Raw genomic sequence first — 20253 nt, 5'->3', positions numbered from 1 at the left:
CGACAGACTAGTGCTGGTCGTAATCCACCACCAGCGTGTCGGTGATCGGGAAGGACTGGCATGACAGGATGAACCCGCGCTCGACCTCATAGTCCTCCAGCGCGTGATTGGCGACCATCTCGACCTCGCCCTCGATCACCTTGCACTTGCAGGTGGAGCACACCCCGGCCTTGCATGCGTGCGGTGCGTCGAGCGCATTGGCGAGCGCCGCTTCCAGCACCGTCGTTTCGCGGTCCATGTCAAAACTCACGCTTGCACCGTCGAGCGTGACCTGCGCCTGAGTGGACCTTTCCCTGCTTGTGGCCAGATCGGAGCTGACTTTCCGGGTCAGCCGTCCGGGTTGCGCGCTCTTGAACAGTTCGAATTTGATCTGATCCTTGGTCAGCCCATGATCCTTCAGCGCCGCTGAAATGCCCAGCATCATAGGCTCTGGCCCGCAGATGAAGGCCGTGTCGACCGATGTGATATCGATCCAATGCTCGAACAGGGCCGCGCATTTCTCCTCGTCGACGCGCCCCCGGAAAAGCTCGATCTCCTGCGCGTCTGATTCGAGCACATGGATCACACTCAGCCGTCCCATGTAGCGGTTCTTCAGGTCCTCCAAGTCCTCACGAAACATGATCGTGTTCACTCCGCGGTTGGCATAGACCAGCGTGAACTGCGACTTCGGTTCCTCAGCGAGCACCGTCTTCAGGATCGACAGGACCGGCGTGATGCCGGAGCCCCCAGCAAAACCCAAGTAGGTCTTTGCAGCATCCGGGTCGAGCGCAGCGTGAAAGCTGCCCATGGGCTCCATGGCCTCGACGACCATGCCCGGCTGCAATTCCTCATTGGCCCAGTTCGAAAACGCGCCTCCGTCCACCTTCTTGATCCCGACCTGCAGCACGCCTTCGTTTCGGCCTGAGCAGATCGAGTAGGAGCGCCGCACTTCGACACCGTCGAACGCGCGACGGAAGGTCAGATACTGGCCTTGAATGAAATCGAAGTTGCCGCCATTGCGCGGTGCCAGTGTGACCACCACCGCATCGCGGATGGTCTTGCGCACATCGGTAACGGTCAGCTCATGAAACCGCGCCATCACAAATCCTCTTTCGATCCGTCACAAGCATTTGAAATAGTCGAAGGGCTCGAGACAGCTGGTACAACGCCACTGCGCCTTGCAGGGAGTGGAGCCATATTGGCTGATCCGGGCGAGCTCTTGCGCCCCACAATGGGGACAGCGCTCCGGTCCGCCTGCCGGAGAAGGCGGCGCGATGCCGTAGTCTTCCAGCCGCGCGCGGCCCTTGTCGCTCAGCCAGTCGGTGGTCCAAGGTGGCGCGATCTGGGTTTTGATGCGCACATCGTTCAGGCCGCGGTCGCGCAGTGCGGTCTCGATGTCCATCGAAATCACGCGCGTGGCCGGGCAGCCGGAGTAGGTCGGGGTGACGGCCACTTCCAGCGTTTCGCCCTGCCAAGAGAGGCCGCGTATGATACCAAGATCGACCACTGAAATCACCGGGATTTCCGGGTCCGGCACCTGATCGAGCCAAGCCCAGATCTCGGCGTCTGCCGGTTTCACCACTCAGCCCCCGGGTAGGCACGCTGGAGCCACTGCATCTGGGCGAGCATCGGTCCGAGGTGTTCGGAATGCCGAAAGCCCGTCTTGCCACCCTGATGCGCGAAATCGCCTTCGGGGCGTTTCAGCGTGGCTTTGCCCAACACCTTGGCGACCGCCAAGTCATAGGCATCGCGCAAACTGGTTGGATCTGGCGCGATACCGGCCTCGGCCATTGCGCGGTCAATCTCATCCGAGTTAAACATCTCGCCCACGTAAGGAGAGAGTAACTCCAGTGCGGCCTGCATGCGTGCATGGCTCTCCTCGGTGCCGTCGCCGAGGCCGATCACCATGTCGGCAGACCGCTCCACATGGTACGCGACCTCCTTGACCGCCTTCGCCGCTATACCTGCGATGCGTTCGTCGGAGCTGTCTTTCAGCCCTTGCAAATGCAACAAATGGAATTGATCAAACAGATACTGCCGCATGATCGTCTGACCGAAGTCACCATTGGGCTGCTCGACCAGCAGCAGGTTGCGGAAGTCCCAGACATCGCGCAGCATCGCCAGATCGTCAGCACTGCGTCCCTGCCCTTCGACCTCGCCAGCAAGGCCCAGCCACATCTGCGTCTGGCCGATCAGATCAAGCGCGGTGTTCGCGAGCGCGATGTCTTCTTCCAACACCGGCGCATGGCCGCACCATTCGCTGACACGGTGGCCCAGCACCAGCGTATTGTCCCCCATCCGCAGCAGAAACTCAAAGAGCGCGCTCATCACATCGCCCCCACATCCTTGGGAATGTTGAAGAAGGTGGGGTGGCGATAAACTTTGCTTTCCGACGGCTCATAGAGCGGGCCCTTGTCGGAGGGAGATGACGCGGTGATCTGCGCAGCCTCAACCACCCATATGCTCACGCCTTCGTTGCGCCGGGTATAGACGTCACGGGCATTCTTGATCGCCATCTCTGCATCGGCTGCGTGCAGCGAGCCCACATGCCGGTGGCTCAACCCATGCTGACCGCGGATAAAGACCTCCCACAGGGGCCATTCTGTCTTTACGTCACTCATTCTGCGGCCACCTTTGCTGCTCTTTTCTTGGCCGCATGGGCCATCAGCCCCTCGCGCACCCAGGCGTTGTCGTCCCAGGCCTTGTTCCGAGCGCGCATCCGTTCAGCGTTGCAGGGGCCGTTGCCCTTGAGCACATCGTGGAACTCAGCCCAATCCGGCTCGGCAAAGTCATAGCCGCCCTTCTCCTCGTTCCACATGAGCGTCTCATCTGGCACAGTCAGCCCGAGGTACTCGGCCTGCGGCACGGTCTGGTCGACGAATTTCTGGCGCAGCTCGTCGTTGGTGTTCATCTTGATCTTCCACGCCATGGATTGCGACGAATGCACCGAGTCCTTGTCCGACGGGCCGAACATCATCAGCGACGGGTACCAGAAGCGGTTGAGCGCATCCTGCGCCATGCGGCGCTGCGCCTCGGTGCCATTCGCCATCTTCATCATGATGTCGAAGCCCTGCCGCTGGTGGAAGCTCTCTTCCTTGCAGATCCGGATCATCGCTCGGGCGTAGGGCCCGAAGGAGGTGCGCTGCAACGGCACCTGGTTCATGATCGCCGCCCCATCGACCAGCCAGCCCACCGCGCCCATATCGGCCCAGGTCAGCGTCGGATAGTTGAAGATGGAGCTGTACTTCATGCGGCCATCGAGCAGCATTTCGGTCAACTCATCCCGGCTCACGCCCAGCGTCTCGGCGGCGCAGTAGAGGTAGAGCCCGTGCCCCGCCTCGTCCTGCACCTTGGCCAACAGGATCGCCTTGCGCTCCAGCGTCGGTGCGCGGGTGATCCAGTTGCCCTCGGGCAGCTGACCTACAATCTCGGAATGCGCATGCTGGCCGATTTGGCGGATCAGCGTCTTGCGATAGCCCTCGGGCATCCAATCCTTCGGTTCGATCTTCTCGCCCGCATCGATGCGCGCCTGAAAGGCGGCGAGCTTTTCAGGATCGTCCTGCGTCGCTTCGGACTTGATCATCTGTGCATACATCTTTCAGACCCTTTCAATAAGGATTGCTGTCCCCTGCCCCACGCCCACACACATTGTGCACAGCGCATAGCGCCCGATTGTGCGTTTCAACTGGTACGCTGCTGTGAGCACCAGGCGCGCGCCCGACATACCCAACGGATGGCCCAGCGAGATCGCGCCGCCGTTCGGGTTCACGCGGGGGTCGTCATCGGCAACCCCCAGTTCGCGCAGGGTCGCGAGGCCTTGCGCCGCGAAGGCTTCATTCAATTCTATCACATCCATCTGGTCGATGGTGAGTCCGTATCGATCCAGCAACTTTCGGCTGGCTGGCACCGGGCCAATACCCATCACCCGCGGCTCAACTCCGGTAGACGCCATGCCAAGGACCCGCGCCATCGGGGTCAGCCCGTTGGCGTCCGCCGCAGCGTCCGAGGCAATCAACAGCGCCGCGGCACCATCGTTCACACCGGAGGCATTGCCCGCGGTCACGGTCAGATCCGCACCGTTGATGCCGGACAGCTTGCCAAGCTTCTCCTCTGTCGTTCCGGGCCGGGGGTGCTCGTCGGTGTCAAAAACAATCGACTCCCCCTTGCGCTGCGGAATCTCCACCGGCACGATTTCATCCTCAAAGACACCTGCGTCTAGGGCCGCCTTCCAACGGCCCTGCGAGCGCGCGGCGAAGGCATCCTGATCAGCGCGGCTGACGTTGTAGTCGGCAGCGACGTTGTCAGCCGTTTCAGGCATCGAATCGATGCCGTACGCGGCCTTCATCTTCGGGTTCACGAAGCGCCAGCCAATGGTGGTGTCATAAACTGCGTTCGCGCGGCTGAACGCCGCGCCGGCTTTGGGCATCACGAAAGGCGCGCGGCTCATGCTTTCGACGCCGCCGGCGATGGTCAGGTCATAATCACCTGACTTGATCCCGCGCGCAGCAAAGCCCACCGCATCCATCCCGCTGGCGCAGAGCCGGTTGATCGTCGCGGCGGGCACCGTGACCGGCAGCCCGGCCAGCAGGCTCGCCATACGTGCCACGTTGCGGTTGTCCTCCCCCGCCTGATTGGCATCCCCCAGGATCACCTCGTCAATCGCAGCAGGGTCAAGAGAGGGGTGCCGGGCGAGCAGTGCTGCGATCGGCAGGGCCGCCAGATCATCGGCGCGGATGGAGGACAACGCGCCACCATAGCGCCCGATCGGGGTGCGCACCCCATCGCAGATCAGAGCCTCAGTCATCGTGCCGCCGGAATTCATCGACCATGCGGTTGGTTTTATGGCAGACCGTGCAAAAACTCAACGGATAAGTTACGCGATTTTTCGTGATCTGGATTTCTGTAACATATAATGCATCGCGTCAGGGTTTTGGCCCGTTCTTCACACGCTGCACAAAGTTGTAACCGATGGCCAGCGCGAGGATGGCCACAAGCCAGAGCATCAGGATGCCCGGCCAGACGGACTCGTGATCGCAGATGTTCAGGACGAAGAGCATGAAGATAACAACGCCCATGCCGATCCAGACAAATCCCAAGCGGAAGGCGATCTGGTGCACGATGCCACTGTAGAACGAGCGCGCCGTCATCAGTGTCATGAAAACAAACAGGGCAGCGGCAGCGAAGGCGACATAGGCGCGGTTGGGACAGGCCCAGGTACAGACATCAGCGACCGACGCATCGAAGGCGCTGAGATGGCCGGGTAACCTTGGCTGGTTCCAGTCAAGTGAGACCGCCTCGCGGATCGCGGAGAAATCCGTGTCTTCCAGGCGTGGCACCGGCCAGAAGCCAACACCTGAGAAATTGTCCTCGAAGTAGATTATGTCGTCCACGAATTGCGAAAAGCGCAATGTCTCCTCATCCCGCGTCTCATTCGCTTGCTGACGTTGGAACACGAACTCGTGGCCGCTGGGCGGCAAGACGGGTAGGATGCTGCGCAGGATCTCGGAGCGCTCCTTACCACGGAAGTCGCTGCGGTCCATGCGTGCGCGCAGGCGCTTCTTCGTCTCTGTTGTGGGGCGTTCGAGGAAAATCAGGATCTTGTGCACAATTTCGGTCTCTAATTGTTCGACCTCGGAGAACTGCCCCTCTTCCTGGCCCTCTGCGCGCTTTTGGTCGAGCGTTCGCCCGGTGAGCAGCAAATCACTCAGGTCGCTCAACACGGGCTGCGCACCCGGCTCATCGACCATGTCGAAATCGACGGCCACGTTGATCTGCTGCTGCTCAGGTTGAGGCAGCTTCTCATGCACGCCGCGCACGATATCGATGATGTTCTGCACGTTGAGCTGGCTTAAGGTCTGGCCTTCGTACCGTTCGAAAATCAGCGTGATGCCATCGGGATGCGTGGGATCGAAAAAGGTCGGCAGTGCTGCGCGGATATCCGAGAGGCTGCGACCCGGGAAGCGCTCAAAGGCTTGCAACTGCTGCGCCATGTCTGTGGTCGCGTCTTCGATCTCGCGCGCGGTCCAGTTCGACCAATCGCGCAGATCGAATGCGACATCGACTCTGGCACGATGGCGATGAGCGGAGTTGACGAAATCGCGCCGGGCCTCGATCCAGCGATCTTCGTGCAGCAGCCGCAGGTTGCGATTGCTCTCGTCCCCTTGCGGATTGGCATAACTCACCTCCATGCCATAAAAGGCAAGACGGCTCACGAGGCTGAAATCAACGAGTTGCAAGGTCTGGGCGGGCGGCGCCTCCTCGCCTTCGGGCGGCGCTGGCGGGTCGGCAAGCGGTGCAAACCAGAAGGGATAGAAGCCATAGACATCCGCCGTGGGTGGACGGTTGGGGACACAGCCGCAATCGGGGGCCGCGAGCGGGCCGTAGACCCGTTCTTTGAAGACATCATCCACCTCCCGCTGCGCGAGCGTTTTCGCCGCCTCGATCAGCTGCGGTGAAAGCGGCGGCTGGCCCTCGGGCGCATCCGGTGCGGGCGGCACGGTGTCGAGCGCCGCCCGGAAGAGACCGATGTTGGGGTATTCCAGGCCGACAAGCGACCGCATGCGCGCAGCCAGGTCAACCCCCGTGGGGTCATCCGCTGTGACACCGATGTCGGGTACGGCGAGGATGCGCGCCTTCAATGCCGGCGTGAGCGACCATGTGGAAAGGACCACCGGCTGGATTTGTGCCATTTTGGTGGTGACTGCCGTGTCGATCTGCTCTTGCGCCACAGGCCGCAGGATGCGCCGGACGTCGCCCTTGAGTATTTCCGGCTGCGTGGCAGGCAGGTAATTGCTCTGCGCCAGGGCTTCTCGGAAGGCGTCGTTCACGATGGTACTGGCGATGGCCAGATCGGTGGCATCGGTGACGCCAATGGTCTCGGGCAGGGGCGGCCGGTCGAACTCCGGAACACCCTCTGGCAAGGTATCGAACACAGGAGCCACCGGCTCCGCAGCGGCGGCGAGGGTCGCGGCAGCCAGTTCGACCTCGGCGTCGATGGTGGTCGTGACCGCCTCCTTGACCGCCGCTGTCAGACCGGCGACCAACGTGTCTTCATCCGGCGCGATCCGCCCGATGAAGGTCTCCACAATAGGCATCACGTCCTGCAGGTCTGTCTCGAAGCTGAGCGACTTCGTGGCCTGTTCGTCGATCAGAAAAGCCCGGCCCAGGAACTCCGGCCCCAGCACAAGCGCCTCGATCTGATCGAGGCTGCATTGGTCGAGCAGCGGCCTCAGCTGACCTTCCAGTGCAGCCCAAAGCTGCGCGGCACTAGGGAACTGCATGTCCTTGACCACATCGAAGGCAGCCTGCAGGTCGACCGGCTCAGTCAGAGCATCGAGGTTTGCTTGCGAGAACGCGAAGAACCGGGTCGAGCTGTCGGCGGGCGACACCTCACAGGACGCCGGGCGCTCGGGCGCGGGCGAGCTGTCTTCGATCTGGGGTGGCACAGTCTTGGTGGCCTGATATTCCTGCAAAAGCGCGAGAACAGCGGGTGGCGACCCCATCAGGCGCGGCAGTCTGTCGCCGGGCGCGAGTGTCAGCCAGGCGCCAAACTGATCCGAACTGAGGTCATCAATAGCCTCCGGCAGCAGCAAGTCCATCTGCCCGAGCCTGTCCATAGCTGCGAGGAAATCCTCCGCCGTTCCAGTGGTTGGAAAGGTCTGACAGATATCGACTATCGTATAGCCACGTTCTGGCCCTGCGAGCAGATCGAGCGCGGTCTGTGCGGTCTGCGGCACGTCCGGCGCCCCGCTTAACGCAGTGCAATCCTGCGGTGAACCGGCCTCCGTCAGTACCGCAGCCGCCGCCTGCGGACCGGCCGCGAGACGCAGCGCCACGCCTGTCTCGCCGTTCGAGGTCGCCAGCTGCGCCAGACGGTTGTTGCCGAGCGCGAGGCTGCGCCATTCCGGTACTGCACCAGAGAGCGTGCCGTAGTCTGTCGCCAGATCAAGTGTCTGGGACACATCCGGGCCGTTGCCAGCCCGCGGGACCCGCTGGCAGAGCTGTGCCAGTGCGGTGCGGGTCACCACGCCCAGAAGCCCGTCTTTCAGCTGCGCGCTGTCGTTCTCCAAAGCGGCCCGCAGGCCAGTCTGCACCGTGCGGATATCATACCCCTCCAGCGCGTCGCGCTCGATCGTCTGGAACACTGCACAGTTGGCCAGCGCCACGGCAGGCCAGAGCGGAAACCACAGACCCATCAGACAGTTACGGATCAGACCCCTCATGTGGTGCGTCCTTCCTTGCGCATCTCAGTAGCGATGGCATGTTTGAAATCTTCTGCCGCGACCGTGTCACGGCCCCGGCGCAGGGCAGTGATCGCGGCACTGCGGGCCACGTTCGAAATCGCGCCACCGACCAGGGGGTGCGCCTTGGCCAACAGCCCAACGTCCACATCTTCGGCCAACGGAACGCCCTCCAGCACATTTGACCAGATCTGCTTGCGTTGTTCCGCGTCGGGTTTGACGAAACCTACAGACATCTGGAACCGACGAAAGAATGCATCATCAAGGTTGCTGCGCAGGTTGGTTGCGAGGATCACCAGGCTCTGGCAGTCCTCGATCCGCTGCAGCAGATAGGCGACTTCCTGGTTGGCGTAGCGGTCGTTCGAAGAGCTGGTCGCCGTGCGTGTACCGAAGAGCGCATCTGCTTCGTCAAAGAACAGGATCCATTCGCGTTCGGCTGCCAGATCGAAGATCAGCCCGAGGTTCTTTTCGGTCTCGCCGATGTACTTCGACACCACCATAGACAGATCAACCCGGTAGACATCCATGCCGGTGCGCTTGCCCAGCAGAGCAGCGGTGAGCGTCTTGCCCGTACCCGGCGGGCCGTAGAACAGCGCCTTGAAGCCGCGCCCAAAATGCCGGCCCAGCCCCCAGTCCGAAAGAATGCGGTCGCGGTTCTCGAGCCAGGCGAGAATATGCCCCAACGCATGATGCAGGTCATTCGGCAGAACAAGATCGGACCACTCCAACGCCGTCTGTAGCCGCTTGGCCGGAAACCCCGGCGCATAGTCCGGTTTGGGCGTTGTGCCATCGCAAAGTGCGACCAGCCGGTGCACGGGGATCGTCAGAACGTGACCGAAGGTGGGCGCATCCGGCGTCGGCGCGGTCAAAGTCACGCCTGCAGTCTTGCGCAGAGGATGGTCGGCCTCGAAGTAGGTCATCGCCGCGATGCGCGCAGGCGTGTCCGTACCCGCGAGCAGGAAAAGCGCCGTCTCTGCTGTAGGCTGGAAGGCGCTGCCCTGCGCGCCTGCCCCGCCAAACTGCGAAAACGGCCGGTCGATCGCGCTGTTCTTGACGAAGAACGGGTCCAGCACGGCCGAGTTCACATGCGGGGCGATTGCTAGAGCCAGCACCAGACGCGTGCTCGGGTCCAGATCACTCTCAACGATCAGATCGCCAAGTGCCGATCCCACTTGCGGGTCTGGCGGTGCCGGTGGGTCAAATCCGGTTTCCGGTGCGTCAAAGAAATGCATCAGCCGCGCCTCGATCACCTCACTGAGCCAACCGAGCTCCGCCGCAACGGCCCTTGCGTGGCTTTTCATCATCGCAGTCTCGAAGCCCGGATCGCGCACATCATCCATCCTGTGATCTCCAGCTCACATGGCAGGGCGCAGGCATCCAGGGTAGCCCGATCACACCATCTGGGCTCCAGGGCAAACCATCGAGCAGCATATCGAACGGTCCCGGATCGACCCGCAGGTGCGCGCCCATATCGTCAAAGCGGATCTGACCACCGCGGCGCACAAACGCGTTCTGCAAGCCCGCCGGTGAGGTCTGACCCAGCTTTGACCACTGCGCGATAACCGACCGCAGCAGACCGTCGATCAGCGCCTCCTGATCCTCGTCGAGCGGCACACAGGCAGGCGGGGCAATATCATCCGTGAGCCCCAGCAAAATGCGGACGAGCGGATCTATCATCGGATCCGGCTTCCGTGCTCCAGCCAGCGCCTCAAGGGCGGTTCGACCGAGGCTCAAGCGGTCGGGCCGAACAGGACCTTCTGGCGTCAGCAGGTCAAGACGGGTGAACAGCAGCTTCAGGAATGGGTGAAACAGAACAAGACCTGCGGTTTCGGTGAGCTGCAACCGCAAGCTCTGCCTGTCGACGACCGGGCGTGTCTGCAGCGGCAGATCCGCCTGGGCCTCTCCTTCATAGATCCGCTGAAGCGCCTGCACCACCAGCTGTTGAAGCGCTGAAACCCGACCGCCACCCATATAACGCAAGCGAGCAAGCAGGTGGCGTAGCAGCCGTGCGCGCGCTGATGGGTCGGGTCGAAGAATACCAAGCAGCTGACACAGCAGATCATCAACATCTGTTTGATTGGGCCCAACGGCCGCAATCAGCTCCAGCATCAACCGGTCTGGCGGCCCAACTTCTTTAGCATCCTGGTCACTGGCGTTGCCCATTTGCCAAGACGGATTTCTTAGTCGGTCGGCGACCTCAGTCTGCACGGTCGGCGGCAGCGCTGACCAGACGAGCGCTAAGATATCGCGTACCGCTTCTGTCGATGAGCCAAACGCCGCCTCTTCGAGCGCGGTGATTGTGGCGCGGGTGTCCAGTGGAGCCACAATCTCGGGTGTATCGCGATCTGTATCCGAATGCTGGGTCTTGTCTTGGGTGGGCGCGCGAACGTTCCGATGGCGCTGCATGCCGCCCGGGATGACATTCGGAGTCGAAATGCCGTTTGCATCTTCTGCCTGCGCTTCGGCAGAATCAGAATCCGTGTCCTGATCCAGTTCGTCGACGGACCTCAACCGCTTGTCGGATGAAGGCGTCACGGCCGTCTGATAAAGCGACTCTTGATCAGACTTGGGCCCTGTTGGATCGTCTCGAACGTCCGCCTCCTCGGGAGACGCGCCCGATGGCAACGGATCAGATCTGGCTTCGGGGGTGCTGTCGCGCTCCGCTTCGTGCTCCTCGCCAGTCGCCGAATGAGAGTTTGCCGTATCTGCTTGTGTTTCAACTCTCACTTCACTTGGGGTGTCTTCGTCAGCAGTTGGAGCTTTCAGCACCTCGTCCCCTGACACTGCACGCGCCGCTGGATCGAACGCATCTTTCGTAGGGGACGCGTCGTCGTCGCCCACCGAAAGGTCATCCATCGTAGACGGCTGGGGATCTCCCGCGTCATTGCCTTTGCGCATTGCTGCGGCGGCGTCATCAAATGTCGCGGCAACATCGGGCCGATCCTCAACCGCTGAGGTGGGACGGTCCGCTGTACTTCCCCCTCTGTCTTGCAAAAAAGCCGCTGCCTCAGGCTCTTCGAACGAGCCTCGATCCGCCTGGGCCGCGCGATCCGCCTGGTCCGCGGCATCCGCCTGGGCCGCGCCATCCGCCTGGTCCGCGGCATCCGCCTGGTCCGCGGCATCCGCCTGATTCGCGCCATGCGACGGGTCGTCTGGCTGCTCAGGCGCAGGCTTCGTGGCTCTTTCTGTTCCGGGATGGATGGGGCTAGCAGCATCCTCCAAGACCGGACCGGCTGTGCGAGTCTTGGGCGCATTTGTATCACCTTGCGGTCGGTCGCTCTCCTCCACCTGCGATGCGGTGCGATTGACACCCTTGTGGTCCGCCGCGGATCTCTGCCGTTGAGAACGGTCGCCTTTTTTCGCCTGATCGTTTGACCAACCTGCATCCGACTTTCCGGCCTGCGGCAGATCTGCACCCTGATCGGCATCCTCCCGTTGCGTGTCGGACAGCGACCCAGCTTGCGACGAGGCGGGATAAGTGAGCGCAGCGCCCGGAATCGGAACATGGCCGTTCTCTGGATCATCGACTTTCTCCGCGTCCTCTTCGGACGACCGCGGATGAGAGCCCGCGCGCAGGCTGTCTTCTTCGCCACCGACTTCCAGCAGCGCCAACACGCGGGTCCAGGCGTCGTGCTGCACGGGACCATAGCTGTCGCGTATCGCGGGCCCGGCCTGATCCTCGGCGCCTGCATCAGTGCCAGCGACGCCTGTTGTTGCAGGGATCTCAGAGGATCGTGCTCGTGCTTCAGCCTTGGCTTCCGCCAGATCAATCGCGCGACCTTCGAGCGCAGCCGTCACGACAGACACAAGAAACGCCTCGCCCAGCTCTATTCGGGCGAGCACTGAGTCGACCGCATCGAAGAACGTGTGTGGTGCCTGCGGCATCAGAAGACCCAGAAGCGCGCGGAGTTCTGCCGCTCCAAGATTGCGAAGCTGTGATTTCACATGCTCCGGCGACGCTCCCCAAGCAGCTCTGACTGCGCCTGGATCGCCGAGATCGAGAGACCGCTCCGTATCGGTCAAGCGTCGCGAAGCAGTGTCTTTGAGAGCACCGTAGAGCTGATCGTTCTGCTCTAGATCGCTGTGTTTCGCCGCAGCGGCGGCCTCCGATCCGTCCCGCAACTCCTTGGTTTCTGGAACACTAGGGTGGGGTACGTCGGTGATGGCATTTGATCGCTCCACTGCCGAGCGGCTATCTGGACCAGCGGAGCGGTCCAACTCCTTGGACTCCCGCAATAGAACGACACCGGAGGGCTGGGCAAAAAACTCAGCCGCCATCTGTGCCGCGAAGCCTCGCGCGATGTCAGAGGGATGCCCTGCCGAAGCGAAAACCGCCTCCAAGGCGCCTTGGAGAGCCGTCAGTCCCTGGCTCTGGCGTTTTGCATCGCCATCGGTCAGTACCTCAGCCAGCGCGCGGCGATGCTGCGTGTCTGGTAGCGAGCGCAAGATCCTGTCGAGTTGCGCAGGATCAGCCTCTTGGGCGGCTCTCAGAACCGAAGCCGCATCAGCAATACATCGGTCTGCAGAAACAGCCGGAAGCCGGGAACCGTTCGGCATCCTGGAAACTTTGGCTGGTTCCCCCGATGGAAACGTCACAACCGGGCGATCTTCGGCGATCCCGGTACCCGGAGTATCATGCGAGATGAGCCCATCCGACAAAGTCGTGACCCCGTCACGCATCACGGCTCCGCAGTCTCCCTTATCAAAAACGCCTCCGACATCGCCCAGGTCCGCGACTATCTGGCGTCCGCGCAGATACGGCGCAAGTGCGGCGAGCATCCGTTCACGAAACTCCGTACGCACTGCAGGCCAATCGGGGGTGCTGGGCCAGTGCCCTAAATCCAACTCCATCTGATCGACACGTGCATCACTGGCCACCACATCCGGATGTGCAAAGACGTCCTCCAGCGCAGGCACCAGCTCAGCACGTATCAATTGGGCCAGCCGTTCGGGCGCGCTCAACGGCCCGTCGCCGCGAGTTATTGAGAACTCGGTCGTGAAAACGCCGATCGTGTTACGCTCTTCTTCGCTGGTGAGAGGCATCGGCATGCTCATGACCCGGCGCCCGCAGTCTTCAGAAAGAGTCGCAACGCTTCACAGTCATCGGAGCTTGCCTCTGGGCTCTCCACTTTTGCCTTGAGCCCGTGGAAGCGCGTCATCTCGGCCACATCGAGCCAGACCAACGAGATGACAACGTGAACTGGCGCCAGCTGCTGGACCAGTTCGGCCACATAGCTGCGATAGCTGTCCAGAGCCGTGCGCGCTGTCCATCCTGTCAGCACCAACGTGCATCGGTTTGCTTCGAAAACGCGTCCAGTGCCACGCAAAAGCACGTCCTCAACCAGATAGGCGACCTCCGCCTCCTCATGCAGCGCACGCCAGCTTGCACGCAGCCGGTTCACACATGCGATGGCCTGTGCCTTATCCTGCATCGTCTGTACTCGGTAGAGCGCGTCCTCGTCGCCGCTGTCAAAAACTACCGCATAGCGCCCGCCGCTCACCGGCGTGATGGCAAAGGCATCGGGGGTTGCCGCACGCTGGAAGAACGCTGGCTGCAACTTGTCATCTGCAACCCACGGACTTTGCGACTTGAGGTCCTCGGGCGCCAAAGGCTCTGCGTGATCATCACGGGGCACGATCATTTCAAACGGGTTAAGCGGCAAGAGCAAGTCCTTGCGCGGAAAATCAGGCGCGGGTGCTTCGGAGGTTTGGTCAAGTTCCCATCCGAGCGCCGCCAAACCCGCGGTTGGGTCTGTCGACAGTTGCACCGATAGATCTGCCAGCAGTCCGAGCCGCGCCATGAAGCCACCGGGGGCTGCTCCCTCCGGCGCGGTTCCACGCGCAGCGTTCAGCTCCGGCAAGGCACGCAGTATCGACAACCGCCAGTGCAGATCGAACGCCTGCCGCGCGGCGGCGGAGCGATACTGATGTAGCCCAGCATGCCGGATTGATGGCAGTGTCTCACCTTGCAGCGCCAGCAGCAGGTCAAGCAACTTGACCCGCCCGGCGTGCAGCGCGGGATCATCGGTCGTACGGTCCGTCTCTGCGGTGAAGAGCCGGGGCAGCTCCGCGAGCGCTGTGGACATATCATCGAGTTGAGCATTGATCGCCCCGCGATACTGTAGAAAGAGGTCGTCCTCCCGCGGCACCTTTGGCTGCAGGTTCTGCACCGCCCGACCCTGCGCGCGCCCATCACCATAGATGCGATAGATCGCGGGCAGCATGTCATCCACATGGCTCCGATCGAACCGTCGCCGCCGCCCGTCTTTCAGCACCGACCAATCCCCATCGTCCAGATGGTGGTGTGCGCGCGAAATGCTCTCGGCGGCTACGCGGATGTATTCCTCCTGAATGCGGTTGTGATCGAGCGTCAGGATATTATCGCCCACCCGCAACTGCAGCTCGATTTCATCCGCAGCAGCGGGTAGCACCAGGGCCGGATAGGTCAGTTTGAGCGTGTCCTGCCCCGGCCCGAGCGGCAATTCACGGAACGACAGCGGCCCGATGTCCCGGATACCGGGGATGGCGCGTAGCCGAGCCAGATGCACATCGATATCCGGCATCCGCGCGCCCGTCTCGGCGCGGGGCCGGAAGAAAAGCTCGGGCGCGGAATAGACCGCCGCGCGCGTCGCACTGGCCTTCGCCGTCTCTTCGGCCGCACGCCCGCGCAGGATGGCCGAGACGTTGTAGTAGAACCAGGCCGCCACGCGCTCCGGGTCTGCCGTCGGGCTGATCTCGATCTCGCAGGTCAGCACCGTCTCGCGTTTGCGTGCAATCACCACCTCGGCCAGATCGGTCGCAAGAGGCCGGACGCGCGCAAAACACCCCCGCACACGTTCGGCCAGCACCGCCTCGTCCAGATCCTCCTGCTCGGCTGGAATCACGACAACAGAATAGAGGCCAGGCGTCGCGGTCTGCGACACCCATGCGCGGGTCACGTCGGGCTGGTCTGACAGATAGGAAGTGAGGTCCAGATCGGTCACCGGTGCGCCGGGCAATACACTGCGCGGGTCATAGAGCGCCAGATCCGTATAGCGCAGCCTGCCCTGCTCATCGGTCAGCAAATCACGGATCGGATGCGCCGCCTGATAGCCGATCTCGCTGAGGGCAAAGCAGGTCTGCTCCAGCAGGGTCACGCCCGGATCATGCAGGTTGTAATCCGTCCAGATGTTGCCAGAGGCCGCTTGCGCAAAGGCAATCGCCTGCGCGCGCAGGCTGTCGAAATCGGTGGCGACAGGGCCGCTCACAACAGCCCCTCGTCTCGGTCGCCCTCACCGCGCGAGCCACCCATGGTCGTGTCGAACCATAACCGCGTGAGCCCATAGCGGATCACCATGCCCTTGCCGAACCGCGCGTTCGAGCGGATCTGCAGCTTGAAGAAATGCCGCCCCTCGCCTGCGACCCAGCGCAGCTTTAGCCGGTCCGCATAGCTGCCGTATACGGCGGTCTGCGCGCGGATGCTGCGCCGCCGGAACAGCCAGTTCAGGATCGGGTTGCGCGGGTGAAACGCGTTCATCGCAATCGCATGCAGCATCGAATAGCGCCCGGTGCGCGGCGTGCCGCCGACGCCCGCCATGACCTCAAAGGCCTGACAGCCGGTGATATCAGGCGTGATGTCATGCCATTTGCCGTCGGCGGGCACATGCGGAATATCGGTGGACTGCACGCCGATGCGCCCGCCCATCCGCGCCACGCCATCCACATCCAGCCGCCAGTCAGGCGCGTCCGTGTTCAACCCCGTGCGCCCATCCGCTGTCAGACAGAGGCCCAGCGGTTGCGGCGGTGCGCCAGGTGCCGCGGGGTCATCCAACAGCGAGGGTTCGGGCCGCAGATGCAGCGCGCCCTCAGCCTTGCCATGTTCCATGACCCAGGACGCGCGTGGTGCCCCGAGCCCTTTGTAAAAGCTCATGATCCGCAGCGACGTGCCCACGGAATTTAACTGCAGCCCGTCTCCCGGCGTCTTGGCAAAGCCGTCCTCGACCTGGTTCACGCTGCTGTCGATCAAGTCGCGATATTCGCGCGCCGTGGGCAGCGCCCCATCGCGAAAGAACGATTTCAGAGTGGTGCGATCCTGTTTGGTCACGAGGGACTCCTTTGCCCGACGATGAGATTGTCGCCCACCGACAAGCGCCCGATGCCGCTCTGCACCGGTGTCTCGGTCTGCGTCGCCTGCACGATGGTCAGCGCGTGTTCCCGTGCTGAGAGAGGCAGACTCCAGGGCCGCGAACCGCGGAGCACCGGCCCGATCGTGCCACGCCAATCTCCTTGCGCGGAATCGAGCAGCACATGCGCGCCCGCATCATCCGCCGCCAGATGCAGGAGCGAGAAATCGGTGACGCCGCGCACGTATTCCAGATCGTTCACGTAGGCGTTCAGCATCTTCAGATTGATCGACCAGCCGAACCGGCCCAGCGTCGGCGGCGCGGTCCAGACCGACAGATACCGCCGCAGATCGCGCTGCAGCCGTTGCGCCATCGCCCCGTCGTCGCGATACGGGTCAAAGGCCAGCTTCGCGCGCACATAGAGCCGGTCATAGGCGGGGTTTGCGACCTCGATCTCGGCAAAGCCCGAGGCATGCGCCTGCACATAGTCTCGGATGCGCTGCAAGGTACCAACGTCAAACATCTGCGCCGAGGGCTCGCTGGGCGGTTGCCGCACGACCACCAGCATCGCCTGCCCCGGCGCCGGGTCCGGGTCGTCGCGCCGCATGCCTGCGAGGCATTTCGCCATCCAGACCTCTGGGAAGGCGTCGAGCACCAGCCGTTCCACGTCCCACGGGGTCACAGCGCGTTTGCGATGGCGCAGCCGTTCCGACACCCGCGCCACGAAGGCGTCGCGCTGCTCAGGCGGGCGCACCTCGGCCGGCGTGGGGATTTCGGTGATCGACGCCACCCCCGGCTGCGCCGGATCAAAGGTCCAGACCCGGTCGCGGTCCTGCCCGTGGTAACTCTCGTCGGTGCAGCGCGCCCAGACCCCGTTGGTCTGCAGCCCCGCGAGCGTCGGGAAGGCGCTGAGGTCCGGCTCGGTCGCCACCGCCGCCATCCACACACCACCCTCCGGCATCTCGGGCGAATGCGCGGCGGCGTCCTCCGGCAGATCGACCATCACCAGCCCCGACCGCATCAGCCCCGAGGTGGTATCCGAGGAGATCGCCGTATCCGGCAGCTCGGCCCAGCCATGGGCGGCGAGGTAGTACCACTTCACCGGGTTGGGCCGCGGCACAAGCCGCAGATGCCCGCTCTCGGCCATATTGAAGAGCAGCGGCACAGGCCCCGTGGCCTGATCACCCGTCAGATGTAGGAAGAGATGCCCATAGCCCAGCCGGGGCGGAAAGAGCCCGATCTCGCGCAGCATCCTCTTGGGGAAAACCTCGACCTGTCCGAAGGGGTTGATTTGGATGATGCGCTCGCCAGGGTTGGCCGCATCCGGCGCGTTCACCTCGATCGTCGCCTGCGCCGTGTAGTACAGCGAAAACACATCGATCTTGGGCACGAACGGCGGCGGCGGGATCTTACGCTCGCCAAATGGCATGAGCCGAGGCCGCATCGCCTCGACCAGCGCCAGCGGGTACTGGTCTGCATGAAATCCACCCGCCGTACCCATCAGCGACAGGCGCACGGCACCTGCGGGCAGGCTCTGGCGCGCCGCAAACATCTCGGGCCGCACCCGGCCGGTAGCCCGCACCGAATGGCCCTTGACGCGCCCGCCAAAGCTGCGCTCGGCCATCAGCTCGCCCGTGACCGGCTCCGTCTCGAACAGCGGCAATTCGGGTTCGGCCACCGGCTTCCAGCCGTCCCCACTGAGATAGCTCACCGAGAGGGTTGGCTGTGGCGTGTCCGGTTTGCCCGCATAATCCTTGTAATGGGCCTCGAACCCACCCAGAGGATCGGGCCGGTCGGCCCAGACCAGCTCCACCCCGATCTCGGTCACCGGCTTCTGCGCCATCTCCGGACTGGCCACGATGAAGGTGGCACCATCCTGCGGGCGGGCGCCGAAGGGTAGGAAGGACTGGTCCACCGCAAGCGGGCCGTCATCCGACCAGGCCCGCAGTTTTTGCATGCCGGCAACCGTGACCTCGATGCCGATGGATTCGAGCGTATAGCTTTCAAAGAACGACACCGGGCAGATCCGCGGGTTGGCCGCGTTGCGCAAAAAAAGCGTGGGCGCGGGCATGCCCTCGCCCGCCGCAATCTCCGGCATGCCCGAGGTCAGCTCCAGCACCAGCGTCATGCCCGCCACGCCGGTCTGCATCGACGGCAGCACCTGGGTGACCGCGGCGCGGATCGGGCCATCCTTGGTGCTGAGCGTCGCCTCGAAAGCATCGCCCAAAAGCTTCTGGAACAGATCCTCCGGCGTCAGCGTCTCCTGCCCCTCGGCAAAGAGATCGAGGATCATCGAGCCTGGCGCACCGCCGTCCCGCGCCACCTGCCGCACCCCTTCGGAGAGCGCCTTGTGATGCGTGCCGATCAGTGTGTTCAGCAGGCTCCGAAACGCCCCGCTCGGAAACGGCACCCGCTCAATCAGGCAGAGCGTCACAACCCGACCCAGCAGCAGGCGCAGCTGATCCGCCGTCTCAACCTGCGTCGCGAGACAATGGTAGAGCCCGCTGAGACAGATGGTCTGGCCAGCCTCGGCCGCCATCTGCTCGGCCTCCCTGGCGATGCGCAACAGGCCCCGCTGCGGCCGGTCGGGGTGAAAGGCCTGCACCAGCGCGGGGTCCGACTGCAGTGTGACGAGCGTCTCTGCCCCGGCCAACCCATCCTCAGAGACCGCGCCGGTCTCAACTGGTTCCGGTAGCGCGGGCAGCCCAGAGGCGCGTTGAAGGTTCAGCGACATGGTGATGCGCCGCTGCCCCTGCGCCAGCGCCAGCATGGGCGAGCTGATGTCGAGCCCCATGCGCGCCGGCCCCATCGTGCCAACGCCAAAGACCCCCTGCCCCGCGGCCTCGATACCCGGCTGGTCAAGGGGCACCTCGGCCCCCGGCTGCCAATGGGTCACCTGCAGCCCGGTGATGCCGCCCAGCTCCGCGTTGAAGGAAATCTGCGGGTCGGTCTCATAGGTCAGCGTCGCCACCGATTTGAGCTGCGATGAGCTCACATGCACCGGCGCTTCGGTCGCGAAACTCTGCACCGTGTTGTCCGCCTTGCGCGCCGTCAGCCGCGCACTATCCGGCACCACCAACGCCTGCCGCCCTGCGCCCAGATGCAAGAGCACCCGCTCGGGTGAGGCGCGCGCCGGGGTCTGTCCGATGATGTCCTGATAGTAGAACTGCACGACCCGCTCGACCACATCGTTGATCGCCCCGTCGACCAGCAAGGCCGCCCGCAACTCCGCGATCAGCAACCCCAGCGACGGATCCATATCCCCCGACTTGATGCGCGCCTCAAATGCCGCCAAAGCATGGGGCCGCAGCGTCTCCACCGCATTGCGCAACAGCGCATGGGTCGAACGGTACGCCGTCAACAGCGCCCGCGCCTGCGACAACGCATCGCCCCGGCGGCGGCTGATGATTGGCGTGGTGCTGCGAATGACACGCATCACCCCGGTGGGCGCCACGCCCGCCAATGTCTCCAGCCGCGCCTCCAGATCGGCCTCGGCATTGAGCTGCTGCACCTGCTTGGAAAACTGCGACGGCTGGCGCACCGGCAATCGCGCGATCCAGTCCTTGAGCTGCCGCGCCAGCTCCCAGATGAGCTGGCCTGCCTCCTCCGGATCAGTCTCAATTGCCCGGTCAAAGGCAAAGGCCGCATGGTGCACGTTAAAGGCAATCAGCTCCGAATAGGTATAGGCCGGCTCCGCCCGGAAGAGCCGCACCCAGGGCCCAGAGCGTTTATCGAGCACACCTTGCGGCACATCTTTAGCGTGCAACCGGCGCCCCGCCTTGCAGAAGGCCTCGGCCAGCGTTTCGGGCCGTACGTCGCGCCGGTCCTCAGCCAGCGCAGGCGGCAGGCGGTCACTGCACAGCGACCCTGGTGTTACAAGAATATCGTCCCATTTCCGATGCACGGCAGCTATCGACACCTTTGGCAATTCA

The 20253-nt window shown here is 63.3% G+C and carries 12 protein-coding genes; all 12 read right to left on the bottom strand.

What is annotated here, in order from left to right; all coding sequences use genetic code 11:
- Positions 1-7 precede the first annotated feature (7 nt).
- The 12 genes from Q1A71_RS05930 to Q1A71_RS05875 all read right to left on the bottom strand — a co-directional run bounded on the left by Q1A71_RS05930 (position 8) and on the right by Q1A71_RS05875 (position 20240).
- Positions 8-1078, bottom strand: coding sequence for a 2Fe-2S iron-sulfur cluster-binding protein (locus tag Q1A71_RS05930; protein ID WP_299672966.1), 1071 nt, complete (start codon positions 1076-1078; stop codon positions 8-10).
- Positions 1079-1099: 21 nt separating this feature from the next.
- Positions 1100-1558 (bottom strand): 1,2-phenylacetyl-CoA epoxidase subunit PaaD, encoded by a 459-nt coding sequence (paaD, locus tag Q1A71_RS05925; protein ID WP_299672963.1) that lies wholly within the window; start codon positions 1556-1558, stop codon positions 1100-1102.
- Positions 1555-2307, bottom strand: a complete 753-nt coding sequence (gene paaC / locus Q1A71_RS05920) for a 1,2-phenylacetyl-CoA epoxidase subunit PaaC (RefSeq protein WP_299672960.1) — start codon at positions 2305-2307, stop codon at positions 1555-1557. Before paaC ends, paaD begins: the two co-directional genes overlap by 4 nt.
- Positions 2307-2600, bottom strand: a complete 294-nt coding sequence (gene paaB, locus Q1A71_RS05915; protein WP_299672957.1) for a 1,2-phenylacetyl-CoA epoxidase subunit PaaB — start codon at positions 2598-2600, stop codon at positions 2307-2309. The genes paaC and paaB overlap by 1 nt, the downstream gene beginning before the upstream one ends.
- Entirely contained in the window at positions 2597-3574 is a 978-nt protein-coding gene (gene paaA, locus Q1A71_RS05910) for a 1,2-phenylacetyl-CoA epoxidase subunit PaaA (protein ID WP_299672954.1), read from the bottom strand. Before paaA ends, paaB begins: the two co-directional genes overlap by 4 nt.
- 3 nt (positions 3575-3577) lie before the next feature.
- Positions 3578-4783: a 3-oxoadipyl-CoA thiolase gene (gene pcaF, locus Q1A71_RS05905; protein WP_299672951.1), complete on the bottom strand. Its 1206-nt coding sequence runs from the start codon at positions 4781-4783 to the stop codon at positions 3578-3580.
- A gap of 118 nt (positions 4784-4901) precedes the next feature.
- Entirely contained in the window at positions 4902-8201 is a 3300-nt protein-coding gene (locus Q1A71_RS05900) for a hypothetical protein (RefSeq protein ID WP_299672948.1), read from the bottom strand.
- A complete protein-coding gene (locus tag Q1A71_RS05895) occupies positions 8198-9559 on the bottom strand; it encodes an ATP-binding protein (RefSeq protein WP_299672945.1) in 1362 nt (453 codons plus the stop codon). Before Q1A71_RS05895 ends, Q1A71_RS05900 begins: the two co-directional genes overlap by 4 nt.
- Positions 9552-13262 (bottom strand): contractile injection system tape measure protein, encoded by a 3711-nt coding sequence (locus Q1A71_RS05890; RefSeq protein WP_299672942.1) that lies wholly within the window; start codon positions 13260-13262, stop codon positions 9552-9554. Before Q1A71_RS05890 ends, Q1A71_RS05895 begins: the two co-directional genes overlap by 8 nt.
- A gap of 8 nt (positions 13263-13270) precedes the next feature.
- On the bottom strand, positions 13271-15466 hold the full coding sequence (locus Q1A71_RS05885; RefSeq protein WP_299672939.1) for a hypothetical protein: 2196 nt from the start codon (positions 15464-15466) through the stop codon (positions 13271-13273).
- On the bottom strand, positions 15463-16302 hold the full coding sequence (locus Q1A71_RS05880) for a hypothetical protein (RefSeq protein ID WP_299672936.1): 840 nt from the start codon (positions 16300-16302) through the stop codon (positions 15463-15465). The genes Q1A71_RS05885 and Q1A71_RS05880 overlap by 4 nt, the downstream gene beginning before the upstream one ends.
- A complete protein-coding gene (locus tag Q1A71_RS05875; RefSeq protein WP_299672934.1) occupies positions 16299-20240 on the bottom strand; it encodes a hypothetical protein in 3942 nt (1313 codons plus the stop codon). The genes Q1A71_RS05880 and Q1A71_RS05875 overlap by 4 nt, the downstream gene beginning before the upstream one ends.
- Positions 20241-20253: the final 13 nt, after the last annotated feature.

Origin of the sequence: uncultured Roseobacter sp., from assembly GCF_947493125.1 — a bacterium.
Taxonomy (GTDB): domain Bacteria; phylum Pseudomonadota; class Alphaproteobacteria; order Rhodobacterales; family Rhodobacteraceae; genus Roseobacter.
This window is presented reverse-complemented; position numbering and strand designations above follow the sequence as displayed.

Excerpts from the sequence above, each read along its gene's own strand:
- Q1A71_RS05930 (WP_299672966.1), bottom strand. The coding sequence starts at position 1,078 with ATGGCGCGGTTTCATGAGCTGACCGTTACCGATGTGCGCAAGACCATC.
- paaC (WP_299672960.1), bottom strand. The coding sequence starts at position 2,307 with ATGAGCGCGCTCTTTGAGTTTCTGCTGCGGATGGGGGACAATACGCTG.
- paaB (WP_299672957.1), bottom strand. The coding sequence starts at position 2,600 with ATGAGTGACGTAAAGACAGAATGGCCCCTGTGGGAGGTCTTTATCCGC.
- paaA (WP_299672954.1), bottom strand. The coding sequence starts at position 3,574 with ATGTATGCACAGATGATCAAGTCCGAAGCGACGCAGGACGATCCTGAA.
- pcaF (WP_299672951.1), bottom strand. The coding sequence starts at position 4,783 with ATGACTGAGGCTCTGATCTGCGATGGGGTGCGCACCCCGATCGGGCGC.
- Q1A71_RS05900 (WP_299672948.1), bottom strand. The coding sequence starts at position 8,201 with ATGAGGGGTCTGATCCGTAACTGTCTGATGGGTCTGTGGTTTCCGCTC.
- Q1A71_RS05895 (WP_299672945.1), bottom strand. The coding sequence starts at position 9,559 with ATGGATGATGTGCGCGATCCGGGCTTCGAGACTGCGATGATGAAAAGC.
- Q1A71_RS05890 (WP_299672942.1), bottom strand. The coding sequence starts at position 13,262 with ATGCCTCTCACCAGCGAAGAAGAGCGTAACACGATCGGCGTTTTCACG.